Origin of the sequence: Klebsiella sp. JN_Kp126 (assembly GCF_033843325.1) — a bacterium.
Classification (GTDB): domain Bacteria; phylum Pseudomonadota; class Gammaproteobacteria; order Enterobacterales; family Enterobacteriaceae; genus Klebsiella; species Klebsiella michiganensis.
On the sequence record NZ_JAWXQV010000056.1, the window covers coordinates 74,665 to 91,582 of the forward strand.

The following is a 16,918-nucleotide window of genomic DNA, read 5'->3' on the forward strand; positions in this document are numbered from 1 at the left end:
GGGCGGGAGAAACGATGGAACTGGATATCAATGAGCTACTGAACTTCTCGCCATTGATGAAGACCTTTACCTTCAACGCCTGGGTCGTCGCCGGCTTTACCCCAATCACCCGCGGCTCAAAGCTGGACTACTACATAAACCGCCCGCAGGGGATGAAAGGTTACATCATCAATCTGACGCTTCGCGGCCAGGCGCGCGCGAAAGCGGGAGACGGCTCCCTTCTGTGTCGTGAAAACGATCTGCTGCTCTTCCCGCCCGGCGTTCCGCACCATTACGGACGGGATGAACACAGCGAATACTGGGATCATTTATGGATCTACTTCATCCCCCGGCCCTACTGGATAGACTGGCTAAAATGGGATCAAACGACCCACGGCATTGGTAAAACTACGGTCAACGATCCTGAGCAGCTGCAGAGTCTGCGCGATCTGTTCTATGAAGTTATCCGCCACCACTCCGCCTCCGCCCCGCTGTCGGAGGCGCTGGCGATGAATGCGCTGGAGCGCCTGATCCTGAACTGCTTTCAGCGACAGCCGATCAGCAACCGCCACGCCCACGACCCGCGGATTAACGCGGTGTGCGACTATCTTAACGAACATATTGCCCAGGAGATGAAGATCGAGACCCTGGCGGCGATGGTTTTTCTCTCCCCTTCGCGGCTGGCGCATTTGTTCAAAAATGAGCTGGGGCAAACGGTTTACGCCTGGCGCGAGGCGCAGCGCATCAACCGCGCGAGGTGGCTGATCCAGAGCACCTCCCTGCCGCTTAACAAAATCGCCCTGTCGGTAGGTTACGGAGACCCGGTCTATTTCACGCGCATTTTCCGTAAACATAACGGCATTCCCCCGGGCGAGTACCGTAAACGCTATGCGGAAATGAAGGGATAGGTCCAGAAACATCAACGGCTCCCTTAGGGAGCCGCCTTTTTACCGTGTAGTCATACCTCTTTTCAGGCTATGCCATCTCTGTTTGCAGACGGCTCACCTGGCGGTTGACTTCAGACATCACTGACAAATGCAGCTTGTCCTTAACCTTCGGGATAAGGATTTTGCCCTTATCAAACTCAAAAGCGCCAACGTCCTTGATATACAAACGTCCACGGAACAGGATCTTCACGTACTTCGCTACTTGTAGCGGGTTGTAGCGTTGGAAAATTTTCATTGTTGTCTCCTGCCAGGGTTACGCTCCTGTGGTGCCACAGTTAGCCCACGTACCGGAATCGCAAATTTTAATGCCCTGAAACTATAGTCCAGAATCTGAGTGATACCCAGTTTGTATAAGTTTATTTACCTTATGATGACAATAATTCAGAGTTTTCGTTTCAGGCATCCGATGAAGGTAGTATAAGTCGCCGATTTTAGACGGAATTGTGCGTCAACACGCAAACTGGCACCATCATTGCGGGTAATGCCCATAAATCGCACTTATGATTAAAGCAGACCAAGTGGTCGGATCACCTGCACAGATAATAAAAGGAAACACCATGACCCTACGTAGATTACTGGCCGTTTCATGTCTCCTGTTCCCGCTGATGGCGTCGGCGCATAACTTTGTCGATGGTCAGCGCGTTGCGCCGGTCGGCGTCGCGGATCGGGGGGAGCTGGTACTGAACAACGATAAGTTTAGCTATAAAAGCTGGAATAGCGCGCAGCTGGTGGGGAAAGTGCGCGTCGTGCAGCATATTGCCGGGCGCTCGTCGGCAAAAGAAAAAAACGCGACCCTGATTGAAGCGATTAAAAGCGCAAAGCTCCCGCACGATCGCTATCAAACCACCACAATCGTCAATACCGATGACGCTATCCCGGGTTCAGGCATGTTTGTCCGCAGCAGTATTGAGAGCAACAAGCAGCTCTACCCCTGGTCGCAGTTTATCGTCGACAGCAACGGTGTGGTCCGCAAAGCGTGGCAGCTTAATGAAGAGAGTTCGGCCATCGTGGTGCTGGATAAAGACGGCCGCGTACAGTGGGCTAAAGACGGCGCGCTTAGCCAGGAAGAGGTGCAGCAGGTGGTTGCCCTGCTGCACAAGCTGCTCAATAAATAGAGACCCGGAAGCCGGGGTTGAGGAACGATTCACGCGGCGTGTAATCAAGGGTACGCCCCTGCCAGTCGTGAACGTGCGCCCCGGCGGCGCTGGCGACCGCATGACCGGCCGCGGTGTCCCAGGTGGAGGTCGGCCCGAAGCGCGGATAAAGCTGGGCCTGCCCTTCGGCGACCAGACAGAACTTCAGCGATGAACCGATTGAGGTGGTCTGGTGTTCGCCAAGCTGCTCCAGATACTCCTGCAGCTCCGGGTCATTGCCGTGGGAGCGGCTAATCACCACCAGCGGCGGACGCGCATCGCGGACCTGAATCTGCTTGCGAACGCCGCACTCCTCTTTCCACGCTTTGCCCTTTTCCGCGCTGTACATCACCTTCATCACCGGCGCGTAGACCACGCCAAGGATCGGCTTCCCGTTTTCAATCAAGGCGATATTGACGGTAAACTCGCCGTTGCGCTTGATAAACTCTTTGGTGCCGTCCAGCGGGTCCACCAGCCAGTAGCGCTGCCAGTGCTGGCGCACCTCCCAGGCCGGCGGGTCCTCTTCCGACAGAACCGGAATATCGGGCGTCAGCGCCAGCAGGCCGCTGATAATCACCTTGTGTGCCGCAATATCCGCGGCCGTGACCGGAGAATCGTCCTTCTTGCTGGCAACGTCCATCGGCTGTTTTCCATCGTAAACTTCCATGATGGCATCGCCCGCGTTCCGTGCTAGCTGACATACTTGTTCTAACATTCTCCACCTCGTCTGGTTACAGTGGCGTTAACTCGTTGTTTTATTTATATCGCATCATTGTGAGTTCCGCTATCTGTGATAACGATGGCGGTTTCTTTCACCGCTTTTCTGGCATGATTCACATTTCTGTAAGCAACAGAATGTAAATACATTTTCTTCTGTGCCATTGCTCATAAAAAAGGACGCCACTGATGATTAAGTTTAGCGCAACGCTGCTGGCCACGCTGATCGCCGCCAGCGTAAATGCGGCGACGGTCGATTTGCGGATCATGGAAACCACCGATCTGCACAGTAATATGATGGACTTTGACTATTACAAAGACAGCGCCACGGAAAAATTTGGCCTGGTGCGCACCGCAACCCTGATTGAGAAAGCGCGCCAGGAAGCCAAAAACAGCGTGCTGGTCGATAACGGCGACGTTATTCAGGGCAGCCCGCTGGGCGACTATATGGCGGCGAAGGGACTGAAAGAAGGCGATGTTCACCCGGTCTACAAGGCGATGAATACCCTGGATTATGTCGTAGGTAACCTCGGCAACCACGAGTTTAACTACGGGCTCGGCTTCCTGCACAAAGCGCTGGCCGGGGCAAAATTCCCCTACGTGAACGCCAATATTATTGACGCCAAAACCGGCCAACCGATGTTTACGCCTTATCTGATTCAGGATACCCAGGTACAGGATAGCGACGGCAAAACTCAGACCCTGCGCATTGGCTATATCGGCTTCGTACCGCCGCAGATTATGACCTGGGATAAAGCCAATCTCAGCGGCAAAGTCACCGTCAATGACATTACCGCCACCGCGCGCAAGTTTGTCCCGGAAATGCGTGAGAAAGGCGCGGACGTGGTGGTGGTCATTGCCCACTCCGGCCTCTCCGCCGACCCGTATCAGGCCATGGCGGAGAACTCCGTTTACTATTTAAGCCAGGTGCCTGGGGTCGATGCCATTATGTTCGGCCACGCGCACGCCGTCTTCCCGAGCAAAGATTTTGCCGGTATCAAAGGCGCAGATATCACGAAAGGTACGCTGAACGGCGTACCGGCAGTGATGCCGGGCATGTGGGGCGATCACCTTGGGGTGGTCGATCTGGTTCTGAACAACGACAGCGGTAAATGGCAGGTCAGCGCAGCGAAAGCCGAAGCGCGGCCGATCTACGATGCGGTGGCGAAGAAATCGCTGGCGGCAGAAGACAGCAACATGGTGGCGGTACTAAAAGCCGACCATGACGCCACCCGCGAGTTTGTCGGCAAACCGATTGGTCAATCCTCGGATAATATGTACAGCTATCTGGCGCTGGTGCAGGACGATCCGACCGTGCAGGTGGTCAATATGGCCCAGAAGGCCTACGTTGAGCACTATATTCAGGGCGACCCGGATCTGGCGAAACTACCGGTACTCTCCGCCGCCGCGCCGTTTAAAGTCGGCGGACGCAAAAATGACCCCGCCAGCTTTGTTGAAGTGGAAAAAGGGCAGCTCACCTTCCGCAACGCCGCCGACCTCTACCTGTATCCCAACACCCTGGTGGTAATGAAAGTCAGCGGTAAAGAGGTTAAAGAGTGGCTGGAGTGCTCCGCCGGGCAGTTCAATCAGATTGACCCCAGCAGCAGCAAGCCGCAGTCGCTGATTAACTGGGACGGCTTTCGCACCTACAACTTCGATGTCATCGATGGCGTGAACTACCAGATCGATATCACCCAGCCGGCGCGCTATGACGGCGAATGTCAGCCCGTAAATCCGCAGGCCGAGCGAATTAAAAACCTGACCTTTAACGGCAAGCCAATCGATCCGAACGCCACTTTCCTCGTCGCCACCAATAACTACCGCGCTTACGGCGGTAAATTCCAGGGCACCGGCGAGGATCATATCGCGTTCGCCTCGCCGGATGAAAACCGCTCGGTGCTGGCGGCGTGGATTGGCGCGGAGTCGAAGAAAAACGGCGAGATCCATCCGGCGGCGGATAACAACTGGCGCCTGGCGCCGATCCACAGCACCGTACCGCTAGATATTCGCTTTGAAACCTCACCAGGCGATAAGGCCGCGGCGTTTATCAAAGAGAAAGCGCAATACCCGATGCGCCAGGTGGCTACCGACGATATCGGCTTTGCCATTTATCAGCTGGATTTGAGTAAATAATTGCCGGTTCCCCGGTTGTGCTGCGCTTACCGGGGCTATCCTGGCATCATCCTCAGGCTACCTGTTCGTGGTTCGCCAGAACCGCGGGCAGGTTCAGCTCAATCCAGTCCGCCAGCGCCGCCACCTTCTCGCTCACCTGCTCACCGAGCGGAGTCAGACTATATTCAACGTGCGGCGGTACCACCGGGTACGACACGCGGTTAAGAAAGCCATCCTGCTCCAGCGCCTGGAGCGACTGGGCCAGCATCTTTTCGCTGACGCCGCCGATCTTACGCCGCAGATCGCTAAACCGATGGGTGCCATCGCGCAGGGACACCAAAATCAGTACGCCCCAGCGGCTGGTCACGTGCTTGAGCACTTCCCGCGAGGGGCACTGTTCGGCAAACAGGTTGCCGTTGCGTAGCTGCTCGCTCAGCGTCAGATTCGCCATATTCATACTTACCTTTTTGTACGTACTTACTAAAAGTTAGTTAAGGTGTTAGCTTACCACAACTGCCAATGAACACGAAGGAGAAGACCTATGATCGCAATTACCGGCGCAACCGGCCAGCTTGGCCAGCACGTCCTGGAAAATCTGTTAACTACCGTCCCCGCAGGCCAGGTTGTGGCTATCGTGCGCAACCCGGCGAAGGCTGAATCGCTGAGCCAAAAGGGCGTAGTGGTTCGTCAGGCCGACTACAGCGATGAAGCCGCGCTGACCGCCGCCCTGCAGGGCGTGGACAAACTGCTGCTGATCTCGTCCAGCGAAGTCGGCCAGCGCGCCGTCCAGCACCGCAACGTGATTAACGCGGCGAAAGCCGCCGGCGTGAAATTTATCGCCTACACCAGCCTGCTGCACGCCGATACCTCCCCGCTGGGGCTGGCGGATGAGCATATCGCCACCGAGAAAATGCTCGCCGACTCCGGCATTGCGTATGCCCTGCTGCGCAACGGCTGGTACACCGAAAACTACCTTGCCAGCGCGCCGCCGTCGATTGAACATGGCGTATTTATCGGCGCGGCCGGTAACGGCAAAATCGCCTCCGCCACCCGCGCGGACTACGCCGCCGCCGCCGCTCGCGTTATCGCCGAAGAGGGCCATGCCGGAAAAGTGTATGAACTGGCGGGTGATGAGGCGTGGACGCTGAGCGAACTGGCCGCTGAGCTGAGCAAACAAAGCGGTAAAAACGTGGTGTATCAAAACCTCAGCGAAGCCGATTTCGCCGCCGCGCTGAAGGGCGTCGGGCTACCTGCCGGTCTGGCGGATATGCTGGCGGATTCTGATACCGGCGCGTCCAAAGGCGGTCTGTTCGACGATAGTCGCACCCTGAGTAAGCTCATCGGTCGCCCAACCACGACGCTGGCAGAGAGCGTCAAAGGCATTCTGTAACTGTTACATAGTGGTTAATTTTTGTAGCATCCCGGCGGGCCATCCTCAATAATGCACGGATGTCCGTCGGGAGCTATCGCATGCAAGGCGTACCAGAACAGTTCAGTGATGAAAGAGACAGCGCGCGCTTTCGCCATCTGGCGCAGCTGCCCGGCGTTGAGTTGTACCATGCCCATATCTCCCGCTACGCCTTTGAACCGCACACCCATGAAGCTTTTGGTATCGGCGCGATAGAGCTCGGCGCCGAGCGTTTTCGCTATCGCGGCAGCCAGCACGTGGCTTCGGTTAACTCTATCGTCACCATGAATCCCGATGAACTGCACACCGGCGAGGCGGAGACCGCCGACGGCTGGCGCTATCGGATGATTTATCTTGACCCGGATACGCTGGAAGAGGTGACCGGCGTGCGCCACTGGTGGTTCAGCGAGGTGGTGCGTCAGGATCCCCTGCGCTCCCGGCAAATCGGCAATCTCATCTACGGCCTGTGGCATACTGACGATCCGCTGGTGCAGCAGGGTCTGCTGCTGGATTTGATCGATACCTTCCGCCCGTTTGCCCATCACGCCGCTGCGCTGCCCGAAGCCCGCCACCGCTTCGAGCGGGTGCGCGACTATCTGCACGATAACTATATGCGTACGGTGACCCTCGATGAGCTGGCGCAGGTAGCGGCGCTGAGCCCGTACCATTTCCAGCGCCAGTTCAAAGCGCACTTCCACGTTACGCCGCACCAGATGCTGATGGCGATTCGCCTGTGGCGCGCTAAAGCGTTTCTCACCCACGGCATGCCCGCCGCCGACGTCGCTCTCGCCGCCGGGCTGACCGACCAGTCGCACCTGACGCGCGCGTTCACCCGCCGCTACGGCATTACGCCGGTGCGTTATCAAAAGCAGGTTCTCCCGCGCTAATGCGCAACCTCATACAATATTCCCGCTTTTGGCTCGCCTACACTGTCGGCAACGAAAAGAGTAATGGAAGGCGTGATGATTAGTGGTGTGCTGTATGCCCTGCTGGCAGGGCTGATGTGGGGATTGATATTCGTGGGTCCTTTACTGGTGCCGGAATACCCGGCGGTTTTACAGTCGATGGGGCGCTATCTGGCGCTAGGGCTGATCGCCCTGCCGCTGGCCTGGCTGGGCCGCGCGCGGCTGCGCCAGCTCACCGGGAAAGACTGGTGGACGGCGCTGGGGCTGACCATGATGGGCAACTTAATCTATTACGTCTGCCTGGCCAGCGCGATTCAGCGTACCGGCGCGCCGGTATCGACGATGATTATCGGCACCCTGCCGGTCGTGCTGCCGGTTTTCGCCAACCTGCTCTATAGCCAGCGCGACGGCAAGCTGCCGTGGCGACGCCTGTTCCCGGCGCTGGTCTGTATTGCCCTCGGCCTGGCGTGCGTCAATATCGCCGAGCTGCATCAGGGCTTACCCGATTTCAGCCCGTGGCGCTACGGCTCCGGTATCGCGATGGCGCTGATCTCGGTGGTGTGCTGGGCCTGGTACGCGCTGCGCAACGCCCGCTGGCTGCGGGAAAATTCGGATAAACCGCCGATGATGTGGGCCACCGCGCAGGCGCTGGTGACCCTGCCGGTATCCCTGGCCGGATACCTTATCGCCTGCGGGTGGCTGCACGGCCAGCACGCGGACTTTCCGCTCCCCTTCGGCCCGCGCCCGGCGGTGTTTGTCACCCTGATGCTGGCGATCGCTATCTTCTGTTCATGGGTCGGCGCGTGGTGCTGGAACGTTGCCAGCCAGCGTCTGCCAACGGTGATCCTCGGGCCGCTGATCGTCTTCGAAACCCTTGCCGGACTGCTGTATACCTTTATTCTGCGCCAGAGCCTGCCCCCGCTTCTCACCTTCAGCGGTATCCTGCTGCTGGTGCTCGGCGTGGTGTCCGCCGTGCGTGCCCGCCCGGAAAAGCCCGCGCTGCAGGAGCTGGTCAGCGAGAAAAAATAGCCTGGTATCCTAAAGGGGTATTCCCAGGAACATAAGATGCATTTAAAATACAACTTATGTTCTTGATGACGAGGTAACTGCTATGGCTTTCCGTGACCAACCTTTAGGCGAGCTGGCGCTGACGATTCCGCGCGCCTCCGCGCTGTTCCGTCAATACGATATGGACTACTGCTGCGGCGGCAAACAGACGCTGGAGCGCGCGGCGTCGCGCAAAGAGCTGGACGTCGCGGTGATTGAAGCCGAGCTGGCCAAACTGGCGGAAGTGCCGGTAGAGCGCGACTGGCGGGCTGCGCCCTATGCGGAAATCATCGATCACATTATCGTTCGCTATCACGACCGGCATCGCGAGCAGCTGCCGGAGCTGATTTTACAGGCCACTAAAGTCGAGCGCGTTCACGCCGACAAGCCCAACGTTCCGAAAGGCTTAACCAAGTATCTGACCATGCTGCACCAGGAGCTTTCCAGCCATATGATGAAAGAGGAGCAGATTCTGTTCCCGATGATCAAACAGGGCATGGGAACGCAGGCCGGCGGTCCTATCAGCGTCATGGAAAGCGAGCATGATGAAGCGGGCGAGCTGCTGGAGGTGATTAAGCACATCACGCAGAACGTGACGCCGCCGGCGGAAGCCTGCACTACCTGGAAAGCGATGTACAACGGCATCAACGAGCTGATTGATGACCTGATGGAGCACATCAGCCTTGAAAATAACGTACTGTTCCCGCGTGCCCTCGCCGGAAAGTAAATAAAAAGGCGCCCGCAGGCGCCCTCGACATTGTCAGTCTTATTGGCCACCCCGGGTGGCCTTTTTTATGACGGACCGTTGCAAGCAACGTTAAAAACCGCTGCCGAAGATTTTTTATTTCGCCAGGCGCTTCTTGCCGGCAAACAGCCAGCCCGCGCCGAGCAGCACAAACCACAGCGGGGTCACCATCAGCGCTTCGCGGGTATCGGCTTCCAGCGTCAGCAGGACCAGCACAAAGACGAAGAATGCCATGCACACCCAGCACATCAGTTTGCCCAGCGGCATCTTATATTTGGACTGCTCATGCAGCTGCGGACGCTTTCTGCGATAGGCCAGATACGAGCACAGGATAATCGTCCAGACGAACATAAACAGGATCGCCGACACCGTGGTAATCATGGTAAACGCCGCGATCACGCTTGGATTGACCATCAGCATGACTACGCCGCCCAGCAGACACATACAGGAGAAGGTCAGGCCTTTTGCCGGTACCGCGCGCTTCGACAGCTTGGCGAACATTTTCGGCGCCTGTCCGTCCTGCGCCAGACCGAACAGCATACGGCTGGTGGAGAACACACCGCTGTTAGCGGAAGAGGCCGCCGAGGTCAGCACCACGAAGTTGATCAGGCTTGCCGCCGCCGGCAGCCCGACCAGCACAAACAGCTCAACGAACGGGCTCTTTGACGGCACGACGGAGCTCCACGGCGTCACTGACATAATCACGATCAGCGCAAAGACGTAGAACATAATGATGCGGATTGGAATCGAGTTAATCGCCCGCGGCAGGGATTTCTCAGGATCTTTGGTTTCCGCCGCCGTGGTTCCCACCAGTTCGATGCCCACAAAGGCGAAGACCGCTATCTGGAAGCCGGCAAAGAATCCGCTGATGCCTTTCGGGAACCAGCCGCCGTCATTCCACAAATGGGCGAAAGAGGCCTCTACACCGGTCGGTGACTGGAAGTGCATCATCACCATCACCAGGCCGACGACAATCAGCGCCACGATAGCGACAATTTTGATCATCGCAAACCAGAACTCCATCTCGCCGAACATCTTCACGGTGGCGAGGTTAAGGCCCAGCAGCAGCAGGATGACCGCCAGCGAGGCGACCCAGTCGGAGAGTCCCGGGAACCAGAACTGCGCGTAGGCGGTGATCGCCACCACGTCCGCCATCCCGGTTACCACCCAGCAGAACCAGTAGGTCCAGCCGGTAAAATAGCCTGCCCAGGGGCCCAGCAGGTCGGCGGCAAAATCGCTGAACGACTTGTATTCGAGATTCGACAGCAGCAGTTCGCCCATGGCGCGCATGACGAAAAACAGCATAAAGCCGATGATCATATAAACAAAAATAATTGACGGCCCGGCAAGGCTGATGGTTTTGCCTGAGCCCATAAACAGCCCGGTGCCAATCGCACCACCGATAGCAATAAGCTGAATATGCCGGTTAGTGAGATTTCGCCGCAGCGATTGTTCAGTCGGAGCCTGTTCGTCGGCAGCGACTTTGACCTGATCTACCATGTGATTTTTTCCTGTTGTACCTGTCTGTGTTGTTCGGGCTCTACTGGCCCTTCATTCGTATTAACCCCGGAACGAGGGTTTATCGATATTAGGTAAGAATCGGAGGGATGAATACTATGATTTAGATATAATGTTAATTTTATGTTTAAAGTGAGTGTTATATCACTCCGGTTACGCGAAACAGCTCACAAAAATACACCCATTAAGCAGATATGCAATATAAAGCTCCACCAAACGCTCAACTTAAGGGTTTTACACTATTTAAAGCGGCTCCCTCCCCCGTACGGGAGAGGAAGCACCTGCTGTTTAGATAATATCCAGCAGTTCAACTTCAAAAATCAGGGTGCTGAACGGAGGAATGGATGCGCCCGCGCCGCGCTCGCCGTAGGCCAGGCTGTGCGGAATCGTCAGTTCCCATTTGGAACCCACCGGCATCAGAGTCAGCGCTTCAATCCAGCCGCCGATCACCCCGGTCACCGGGAATTCAGCCGGTTCGCCGCGCGCAACGGAGCTATCGAAGACGGTGCCGTCGATCAGCTTGCCGGTGTAGTGAACGCGAACGCGATCAGTACGCGCCGGGATCGGGCCTTCGCCCTGGGTCAGAACGCGGAACTGCAGGCCAGACTCGGTGCTGTTCACGCCTTCGCGCTCGCGGTTTTCTTCCAGGTATTTCTCACCATCCGCGGCCATTTCCTGGAAACGCTCGCGACGCACGGCGTCAGCGCGTTCGTGGATTTCGCGCAGCGCGCGGTGAACGGCTTCCACCGGCACCTGCGGCTGTTGACCTTCCAGCGCGTCAGCAATACCCGCGACCAGCGCTTCCGGCAGCAGCCCCTGCAGGCCAGATTCGCTCAGCTGTTGTCCAACCTGCAAGCCGATACCGTAACTTGCCTGTGCTTCGATCGTGTCAAAAGTTGGGGTTGCCATCTTTGTTCCTTTTTTGGTGGGGATTCTCATGCTCCCGGGCCTTCAAATTGCGAAAGGCGGCGAGCGGAGAAAAGAGGTGGGAAGCATATCAGCCATAGCACGACGGGTAAAACTTTGTCGCCTGGATGATGACAAATCTAAGGGAAACAGAAACAATAGAGAGATAAGGTTAACCTCACGAAACATAGCTTTGTCTCGTCCTTCAGGAAGTTAGCCATCTATACTCTAGAGAGAGCAGGATAAAAATATGCGGAGCAGGAGGAAAGCCATGCCCGGGCGCTTTGAACTGACATCTACCCTGGCGAAGATCTGGCACGCCCCGGATCATTTTCGCCTCATGGATCCGCTACCGCCGATGCACCGCCGCGGCATCATTGCCGGGGCGCTGCTGGTAATTATCGGCGTTCTGCTCCCTTCCGAGGATAACAGCAGCCCGGTTCAGGCCAGCCGCGAGGCGAATCTCAACCTGCAATCCCAGTCGCAGCCCTCTTCCGGCAATCAGGCGGTCCCGCTGCCGCCCATCACCAACACGCCGCCGGTCAACGATGCCGATCAGGTGGCGCCGGTCGCACCGGAGCCGATTCAGGATGAGCAGCCGGATCAGCCGCAGCAGCAGCAGACCGCATCTCAGCCTTATCAGGAGCCGCAGTCGACTCCCGGCATCGAGCAGCAGTGGCGGACCTACCGTATTGAATCGGGGAAAACTCTCGCGCAGCTGTTCCGCGACCACAACCTGCCGCCGACCGACGTTTACGCCATGGCCCAGGTGGAAGGCGCCGGTAAACCGCTAAGCTCACTGCAGACCGGGCAGACGGTCCAGATCCGTCAGAACGCCAGCGGCGTGGTCACCGGGCTGACTATCGATACCGGCGGCGGCCAGCAGGTGCTGTTTACCCGCCAGTCGAACGGCAGCTTTATTCGCGTCCGTTAAGGCCTCACGGCCGGGTAGCTTACCCGGCCTGCTGTGGCGATTTCCCGGATGTTGTCCCCGGCTTATTCACCCACCAGATCCCGGCGCACACCAGCGCCAGCGCAACCGCATATTTCAGTTCAAGAATATTCTCGCCGAGGAAGATGGCCGACAGTACGGTGCCGGCGACCGGGACCACAAAGTTGAACGGCGCAATCATGCTCACCCGGTTATGCTTGAGCAGCACGCTCCATAGCGCAAAGGCGATGGAAGAGAGCAGCGTCAAATAAGCCAGAACCAGCGCAGCAGCGGCGCTGTGAACCTCAAGGGTGCCGCCGGTCAGATAGCCGCCGCCGACCAGTACCAGGCCGCCAAACGCCAGCTGCCAGCCGGTCATCACCGTCGGGTCAACCGTCTGCGAAATGCGCTTCCCGTACAGCGTCGCCGCCGACAGGATAAACGCCGCCAGCACCACAAAGCCGTCACCCTGCCAGACAAAGCTAAAATCGCTCAATGAACGATTAACGTTCACCAGCATTACGCCGGCAAAGCCGACAATACAGCCGATGGCTTTGTTGTAGCTCAGCCTGTCATTCTGATAGATAAAGTGCGCCAGCAGAACGCTGAAGAAGGTACCGGTGGCGTTCATAATCGATCCCTTCACGCCGGTGGTAAACGCCAGGCCAACGTAGAAGAAAACGTACTGGATAGAGGTTTGCGTGACGCCAAGTATCGCCAGCTGCCCGCACTGACGGGGATTCAAGCGGGCAATCGGCTTACGCTGCGCCAGCGCGAAGAGCAGCAGCAGCGCGCCGGCAAACAGAAAGCGATAGCCAGCAAAGACGATTTTAGACGGCACATCATCAGTGGCAATCTGAAACAGTTCATAGCCGCTTTTAATCGCCGGATAGGAGCTTCCCCACAGCAGACAGCAGAGGGTTGCGCAGGCATAAGCCACTTTCTTGCGGGAAAAAATCGAGGGTGCGTCCATTCACTTCACCAGAAATAAAATAGTGTTTTATTTTATTATCCAGAAAGTTGCTAAGAATAGCCACCATACCAGGAAAAGATTCGACAAAGACAGAAAAGCAAAACGCCGGCACAAGGCCGGCGTCTCGACGTGAGTTGAGTAAAAAATTACTCAGCTACAACGTTAACAACCAGTTTAGCGAAAACTTCGCTGTGAACCTGGAAGTCCACTTCGTGCTCACCGGTGGTGCGCAGAACGCCGTTCGGCAGACGAACTTCGCTCTTAGCAACGGCAACGCCAGCTGCAGTTACAGCGTCAGCGATGTCGCGAGTACCGATGGAACCGAACAGTTTACCTTCGTCGCCAGATTTAGACGCGATGGTAACGGTGCCCAGTGCGTTGATTGCTTCAGCACGTGCGTTAGCAGCGCCCAGAACTTCGGCCAGTTTGGCTTCCAGTTCAGCACGGCGTGCTTCGAAGAATTCAACGTTTTTCTTGGTAGCAGGAACAGCTTTACCCTGTGGTACCAGGAAGTTACGAGCATAGCCCGCTTTAACGTTAACCTGATCACCCAGGCTACCCAGGTTTGCTACTTTATCAAGCAGAATAACTTGCATTACCTTATCCTCTCAAAGTCGTATTAATGGACCGTGACCGATTACTGATGACGATCAGTGTACGGCAGCAGGGACAGGTAGCGAGCGCGTTTGATAGCGCGTGCCAGCTGACGCTGATATTTTGCACGGGTACCGGTGATACGGCTCGGGACAATCTTACCGCTTTCGGTGATGTAGTTTTTCAGCGTAGCGATATCTTTATAGTCGATCTCTTGAACGCCTTCCGCGGTGAAACGGCAGAACTTGCGACGACGGAAATAACGTGCCATATGGCTAGTCTCCAGAATCTATCAATTCAATCTGCTCGGCATGCAGAACCATTTTGCTCAAGCCGTTCTTTGCCTTGTGGCAAGAGATGAACCCTCGAACGATTACTGCGCTACCGACCGTTATACTGTGAGTAATGGCCTGGTTCTGGTGTCCGCTGATTATCACGGGCATCTGGCACCATGCCTGCCGGTGAAAACCGGCTTCCTCCTGCACTGAACGATGCTCAAGCACGAACTGGCAGTGTGGAATTCCTGACGGGCTGACCTTACGAAGTGGAGTCCTGCATACAATGCCGGACAGCTCCAGACGGTTGGTCATCAGGATTACTCTTCAGAATCCCCAGCTTCAGAATCATCTGCGGTTTCGTTGGCGAAATCTTCGCGACGCTCACGGCGCTCGTCTTTCGCTTTAACCATCGGAGATGCTTCGGTAACAGCGTGCTTAGTACGCATTACCATGCTGCGGATAACGGCGTCGTTGAAGCGGAAGTTAGTTTCCAGCTCATCGATCGCTTCCTGCGGCGCTTCAACGTTCAGCAGAACGTAGTGAGCTTTGTGCAGTTTGTTGATCGGATAAGCCAGCTGACGGCGGCCCCAGTCTTCCAGACGGTGGATCGTACCTTCTGCTGCAGTGATTGCACCAGTGTAACGTTCGATCATGCCCGGAACCTGTTCGCTCTGGTCAGGATGGACCATAAAAACGATTTCGTAATGACGCATCGAATTGCTCCTTACGGATTATTCAGCCTCCTGTCTGGGTCAGCCGCGGCCCATGGAGGCAAGGAACGTGTTAAAGGGCGGCTGAAAAATTGACGCGTCATAATACGGGCGAGCGGGGTTTAAGACAAGTGAATTGTGCAAATAATTCGCACTTAGCGCGAAGTGGCCTTAAGCCGGTGATTTAAAATTAATCAACGGCGGAAGCGACAATTTTTTGAACAACTGCATCAGAAATGGTCGCGATACGCCAGACAGGCAGAGATTACACTTAGATCAGAAGCAATCCATACCCCAGGGAAGCGGGTGAACGTCAGGAGCGTCATAAGGAGGTAGGTGATGAAATACATCCTCATAACCATGATGGCAGCGCTTTTGTTGAGCGCCAACGCGCTGGCTGCTATTAAAATCGATGCCCGCCAGGCCCGCAACATGGACGATGTGCAGAGCCTCGGCGTTATCTATATCAACCACAACATCGCCACCGAGCAGGAAGCCGACCAGGCGCTTAGCCAGCAGAGCGATGCTCAGGGAGCGAAGTACTTCCAGCCGATCCTCATTCATGAACCGGGAAGCGACGGCGCCATTCACGCCAGTGCCGCCATTTACCGCTAGTTTTCCCGGATCGTTGGCTTCTTCCCGTTGCAGGGGGAAGCCAGCGATGGCATTGCCCGGCGGTCATACCCGCACAATCGCGCCTTAATGCAATTGAGAATTATTTTTTCTCGTGACTTATCAGCGCCAGCGTAACCTGATTTAATCACTCTTTAACCGCATGATTATCCGGAGTGCTTCATGGTTCCGCGTTTTGCCACGCTAAGCCGTATCCCAAAAGGGGTTTGGGTTCTTGGCGGCGTTAGCCTGCTGATGGATGTTTCCTCGGAAATGATCCACAGCCTGCTCCCTCTATTTATGGCCACCACGCTGGGAGCCAGCGTCATTATTATCGGCATTATCGAAGGCGTCGCGGAAGCCACCGCGCTGATACTGAAGGTGTTTTCCGGCGTCATCAGCGATTATGTCGGCAAGCGTAAAGGGCTGGCGCTGCTCGGCTATGGCCTGGGTGCGCTGAGCAAGCCTCTTTTCGCCATCGCGCCCACCTCAGGCGTGGTGTTTAGCGCCCGGATGATCGACCGCGTGGGCAAAGGGATACGCGGCGCGCCGCGGGATGCTCTGGTCGCCGACGTCACCCCGCCGGAAATTCGCGGAGCCGCCTACGGGCTGCGCCAGTCGCTGGATACCATCGGCGCTTTTCTGGGGCCGCTGCTTGCCGTCGCGCTGATGTTTGTCTGGGATAACGATTTCCAGTCTATTTTTTGGGTCGCGGCGATCCCCGCCGTTCTCTCTATCGCTTTACTGGGCTTTGGATTAAAAGAGCCCAAGACGGCGGTCGTCCAGAAACGCACTAACCCCCTGCGCCGCGAGAATCTCAAGAAGCTTTCCGCCGCCTACTGGTGGGTGGTGGCTATCGGCTCGATTTTTACCCTTGCCCGCTTCAGCGAAGCCTTTCTGGTCCTGCGCGCCCAGCAGATGGCGATCCCGCTGTTCGCTATTCCGCTGGTGATGGTCGCCATGAATCTGGTTTACAGCCTGACCGCCTATCCATTCGGGAAACTATCGGACAGCATGAGCCACAGCAAAATGCTGCAGTGGGGCCTGCTGGTGCTGATCGCCGCCGATATCGTGCTGGCGCTCAGCAGCCACTGGAGCACGCTTTTAGCCGGCGTCGCGCTGTGGGGTATTCATATGGGCATGACGCAGGGTCTGCTGGCGGCGATGGTGGCGCACACCGCCCCGCCTGAACTGCGCGGAACAGCGTTCGGGATGTTCAACCTGATGAGCGGCATCGCCCTGCTGCTGGCCAGCGCCGGTGCGGGCGTGCTGTGGGAAGTTCTGGGCGCCGCCTCGACGTTTTACGCCGGCGCGATAATCTGCGTTGTGACGCTGGTTGGCATGCGCTGCATGCCGTCGGCTTATCAGCAAAACTAAAAATGGCTCCGGAGCAGACCGGTTGA

At 56.8% G+C, this 16,918-nt stretch carries 20 protein-coding genes; 10 read left to right on the forward strand and 10 right to left on the reverse strand.

The genetic code is table 11. From position 1 onward, the window contains the following. Nucleotides 1-14 precede the first annotated feature (14 nt). Nucleotides 15-887 (forward strand): arabinose operon transcriptional regulator AraC, encoded by an 873-nt coding sequence (gene araC / locus SIK97_RS12140; protein ID WP_004098024.1) that lies wholly within the window; start codon nt 15-17, stop codon nt 885-887. A 67-nt stretch (nt 888-954) separates the two neighbouring features. Here the strand turns inward: araC and SIK97_RS12145 are convergent, their stop codons facing one another. Next, nucleotides 955-1,161, reverse strand: a complete 207-nt coding sequence (locus SIK97_RS12145) for a DUF1107 domain-containing protein (protein WP_004098023.1) — start codon at nt 1,159-1,161, stop codon at nt 955-957. Nucleotides 1,162-1,483: 322 nt separating this feature from the next. Between SIK97_RS12145 and SIK97_RS12150 the strand changes: the two genes are divergently transcribed. Continuing rightward, the gene (locus SIK97_RS12150; RefSeq protein ID WP_032747643.1) at nt 1,484-2,041 is read left to right on the forward strand and encodes a YtfJ family protein; all 558 of its coding nucleotides are present in this window, start codon (nt 1,484-1,486) and stop codon (nt 2,039-2,041) included. Here SIK97_RS12150 and cysQ read toward each other — a convergent pair. Then, the gene (cysQ, locus tag SIK97_RS12155) at nt 2,031-2,774 is read right to left on the reverse strand and encodes a 3'(2'),5'-bisphosphate nucleotidase CysQ (protein WP_004098019.1); all 744 of its coding nucleotides are present in this window, start codon (nt 2,772-2,774) and stop codon (nt 2,031-2,033) included. The two genes, SIK97_RS12150 and cysQ, sit on opposite strands and share 11 nt — an antisense overlap. A 191-nt stretch (nt 2,775-2,965) precedes the next feature. Between cysQ and SIK97_RS12160 the strand changes: the two genes are divergently transcribed. Beyond that, on the forward strand, nt 2,966-4,909 hold the full coding sequence (locus SIK97_RS12160) for a bifunctional 2',3'-cyclic-nucleotide 2'-phosphodiesterase/3'-nucleotidase (RefSeq protein ID WP_057173308.1): 1,944 nt from the start codon (nt 2,966-2,968) through the stop codon (nt 4,907-4,909). Nucleotides 4,910-4,961: 52 nt separating this feature from the next. On the opposite strand, the gene SIK97_RS12165 is transcribed toward SIK97_RS12160, so the two are convergent. Next, complete coding sequence (locus SIK97_RS12165; RefSeq protein ID WP_004098015.1) at nt 4,962-5,339, reverse strand: winged helix-turn-helix transcriptional regulator; 378 nt, start codon at nt 5,337-5,339, stop codon at nt 4,962-4,964. A gap of 90 nt (nt 5,340-5,429) precedes the next feature. Here SIK97_RS12165 and SIK97_RS12170 point away from each other — a divergent pair, with 90 nt between their 5' ends. From SIK97_RS12170 to ytfE, 4 genes are all read left to right on the forward strand, one after another. Next, complete coding sequence (locus SIK97_RS12170) at nt 5,430-6,278, forward strand: SDR family oxidoreductase (protein WP_014227633.1); 849 nt, start codon at nt 5,430-5,432, stop codon at nt 6,276-6,278. Between the two features lie 80 nt (nt 6,279-6,358). Then, nucleotides 6,359-7,183 carry an AraC family transcriptional regulator gene (locus SIK97_RS12175; protein ID WP_049103792.1) on the forward strand — a complete coding sequence of 275 codons (825 nt, stop codon included), beginning with the start codon at nt 6,359-6,361 and terminating at the stop codon, nt 7,181-7,183. A 75-nt stretch (nt 7,184-7,258) separates the two neighbouring features. Next, nucleotides 7,259-8,230, forward strand: a complete 972-nt coding sequence (locus tag SIK97_RS12180) for a DMT family transporter (RefSeq protein WP_057173312.1) — start codon at nt 7,259-7,261, stop codon at nt 8,228-8,230. Nucleotides 8,231-8,312: 82 nt separating this feature from the next. After that, nucleotides 8,313-8,975: an iron-sulfur cluster repair protein YtfE gene (gene ytfE, locus SIK97_RS12185; protein WP_057173309.1), complete on the forward strand. Its 663-nt coding sequence runs from the start codon at nt 8,313-8,315 to the stop codon at nt 8,973-8,975. A 114-nt stretch (nt 8,976-9,089) separates the two neighbouring features. On the opposite strand, the gene cycA is transcribed toward ytfE, so the two are convergent. Together cycA and fklB are read right to left on the reverse strand one after the other, a co-directional pair. Next, entirely contained in the window at nt 9,090-10,493 is a 1,404-nt protein-coding gene (gene cycA / locus SIK97_RS12190; RefSeq protein ID WP_004128150.1) for a D-serine/D-alanine/glycine transporter, read from the reverse strand. 306 nt (nt 10,494-10,799) lie between these two features. Next, entirely contained in the window at nt 10,800-11,420 is a 621-nt protein-coding gene (fklB, locus tag SIK97_RS12195) for an FKBP-type peptidyl-prolyl cis-trans isomerase (protein WP_004871077.1), read from the reverse strand. A gap of 268 nt (nt 11,421-11,688) precedes the next feature. Here fklB and SIK97_RS12200 point away from each other — a divergent pair, with 268 nt between their 5' ends. Further along, on the forward strand, nt 11,689-12,351 hold the full coding sequence (locus SIK97_RS12200; RefSeq protein ID WP_049077683.1) for a LysM-like peptidoglycan-binding domain-containing protein: 663 nt from the start codon (nt 11,689-11,691) through the stop codon (nt 12,349-12,351). A 19-nt stretch (nt 12,352-12,370) separates the two neighbouring features. On the opposite strand, the gene SIK97_RS12205 is transcribed toward SIK97_RS12200, so the two are convergent. The 5 genes from SIK97_RS12205 to rpsF form a co-directional block, all read right to left on the reverse strand. Next, nucleotides 12,371-13,321, reverse strand: a complete 951-nt coding sequence (locus tag SIK97_RS12205) for a DMT family transporter (protein WP_009652306.1) — start codon at nt 13,319-13,321, stop codon at nt 12,371-12,373. A 146-nt stretch (nt 13,322-13,467) separates the two neighbouring features. Then, nucleotides 13,468-13,917 (reverse strand): 50S ribosomal protein L9, encoded by a 450-nt coding sequence (gene rplI, locus SIK97_RS12210; RefSeq protein WP_004098003.1) that lies wholly within the window; start codon nt 13,915-13,917, stop codon nt 13,468-13,470. 41 nt (nt 13,918-13,958) lie between these two features. Next, nucleotides 13,959-14,186, reverse strand: coding sequence for a 30S ribosomal protein S18 (gene rpsR / locus SIK97_RS12215; RefSeq protein ID WP_000135199.1), 228 nt, complete (start codon nt 14,184-14,186; stop codon nt 13,959-13,961). A 4-nt stretch (nt 14,187-14,190) separates the two neighbouring features. Further along, the gene (gene priB / locus SIK97_RS12220; protein WP_004098002.1) at nt 14,191-14,505 is read right to left on the reverse strand and encodes a primosomal replication protein N; all 315 of its coding nucleotides are present in this window, start codon (nt 14,503-14,505) and stop codon (nt 14,191-14,193) included. A gap of 5 nt (nt 14,506-14,510) precedes the next feature. Beyond that, on the reverse strand, nt 14,511-14,906 hold the full coding sequence (gene rpsF / locus SIK97_RS12225) for a 30S ribosomal protein S6 (protein WP_004098001.1): 396 nt from the start codon (nt 14,904-14,906) through the stop codon (nt 14,511-14,513). 336 nt (nt 14,907-15,242) lie between these two features. Here rpsF and SIK97_RS12230 point away from each other — a divergent pair, with 336 nt between their 5' ends. Both SIK97_RS12230 and SIK97_RS12235 read left to right on the forward strand, forming a co-directional pair. Continuing rightward, nucleotides 15,243-15,518: a DUF1471 domain-containing protein gene (locus tag SIK97_RS12230; RefSeq protein ID WP_004098000.1), complete on the forward strand. Its 276-nt coding sequence runs from the start codon at nt 15,243-15,245 to the stop codon at nt 15,516-15,518. Between the two features lie 180 nt (nt 15,519-15,698). Then, nucleotides 15,699-16,892: an MFS transporter gene (locus SIK97_RS12235; RefSeq protein WP_057173310.1), complete on the forward strand. Its 1,194-nt coding sequence runs from the start codon at nt 15,699-15,701 to the stop codon at nt 16,890-16,892. Nucleotides 16,893-16,918 lie beyond the last annotated feature (26 nt).

Excerpts from the sequence above, each read along its gene's own strand:
- araC (WP_004098024.1), top strand. The coding sequence starts at position 15 with ATGGAACTGGATATCAATGAGCTACTGAACTTCTCGCCATTGATGAAG.
- SIK97_RS12145 (WP_004098023.1), bottom strand. The coding sequence starts at position 1,161 with ATGAAAATTTTCCAACGCTACAACCCGCTACAAGTAGCGAAGTACGTG.
- SIK97_RS12150 (WP_032747643.1), top strand. The coding sequence starts at position 1,484 with ATGACCCTACGTAGATTACTGGCCGTTTCATGTCTCCTGTTCCCGCTG.
- cysQ (WP_004098019.1), bottom strand. The coding sequence starts at position 2,774 with ATGTTAGAACAAGTATGTCAGCTAGCACGGAACGCGGGCGATGCCATC.
- SIK97_RS12160 (WP_057173308.1), top strand. The coding sequence starts at position 2,966 with ATGATTAAGTTTAGCGCAACGCTGCTGGCCACGCTGATCGCCGCCAGC.
- SIK97_RS12165 (WP_004098015.1), bottom strand. The coding sequence starts at position 5,339 with ATGGCGAATCTGACGCTGAGCGAGCAGCTACGCAACGGCAACCTGTTT.
- SIK97_RS12170 (WP_014227633.1), top strand. The coding sequence starts at position 5,430 with ATGATCGCAATTACCGGCGCAACCGGCCAGCTTGGCCAGCACGTCCTG.
- SIK97_RS12175 (WP_049103792.1), top strand. The coding sequence starts at position 6,359 with ATGCAAGGCGTACCAGAACAGTTCAGTGATGAAAGAGACAGCGCGCGC.
- SIK97_RS12180 (WP_057173312.1), top strand. The coding sequence starts at position 7,259 with ATGATTAGTGGTGTGCTGTATGCCCTGCTGGCAGGGCTGATGTGGGGA.
- ytfE (WP_057173309.1), top strand. The coding sequence starts at position 8,313 with ATGGCTTTCCGTGACCAACCTTTAGGCGAGCTGGCGCTGACGATTCCG.
- cycA (WP_004128150.1), bottom strand. The coding sequence starts at position 10,493 with ATGGTAGATCAGGTCAAAGTCGCTGCCGACGAACAGGCTCCGACTGAA.
- fklB (WP_004871077.1), bottom strand. The coding sequence starts at position 11,420 with ATGGCAACCCCAACTTTTGACACGATCGAAGCACAGGCAAGTTACGGT.
- SIK97_RS12200 (WP_049077683.1), top strand. The coding sequence starts at position 11,689 with ATGCCCGGGCGCTTTGAACTGACATCTACCCTGGCGAAGATCTGGCAC.
- SIK97_RS12205 (WP_009652306.1), bottom strand. The coding sequence starts at position 13,321 with ATGGACGCACCCTCGATTTTTTCCCGCAAGAAAGTGGCTTATGCCTGC.
- rplI (WP_004098003.1), bottom strand. The coding sequence starts at position 13,917 with ATGCAAGTTATTCTGCTTGATAAAGTAGCAAACCTGGGTAGCCTGGGT.
- rpsR (WP_000135199.1), bottom strand. The coding sequence starts at position 14,186 with ATGGCACGTTATTTCCGTCGTCGCAAGTTCTGCCGTTTCACCGCGGAA.
- priB (WP_004098002.1), bottom strand. The coding sequence starts at position 14,505 with ATGACCAACCGTCTGGAGCTGTCCGGCATTGTATGCAGGACTCCACTT.
- rpsF (WP_004098001.1), bottom strand. The coding sequence starts at position 14,906 with ATGCGTCATTACGAAATCGTTTTTATGGTCCATCCTGACCAGAGCGAA.
- SIK97_RS12230 (WP_004098000.1), top strand. The coding sequence starts at position 15,243 with ATGAAATACATCCTCATAACCATGATGGCAGCGCTTTTGTTGAGCGCC.
- SIK97_RS12235 (WP_057173310.1), top strand. The coding sequence starts at position 15,699 with ATGGTTCCGCGTTTTGCCACGCTAAGCCGTATCCCAAAAGGGGTTTGG.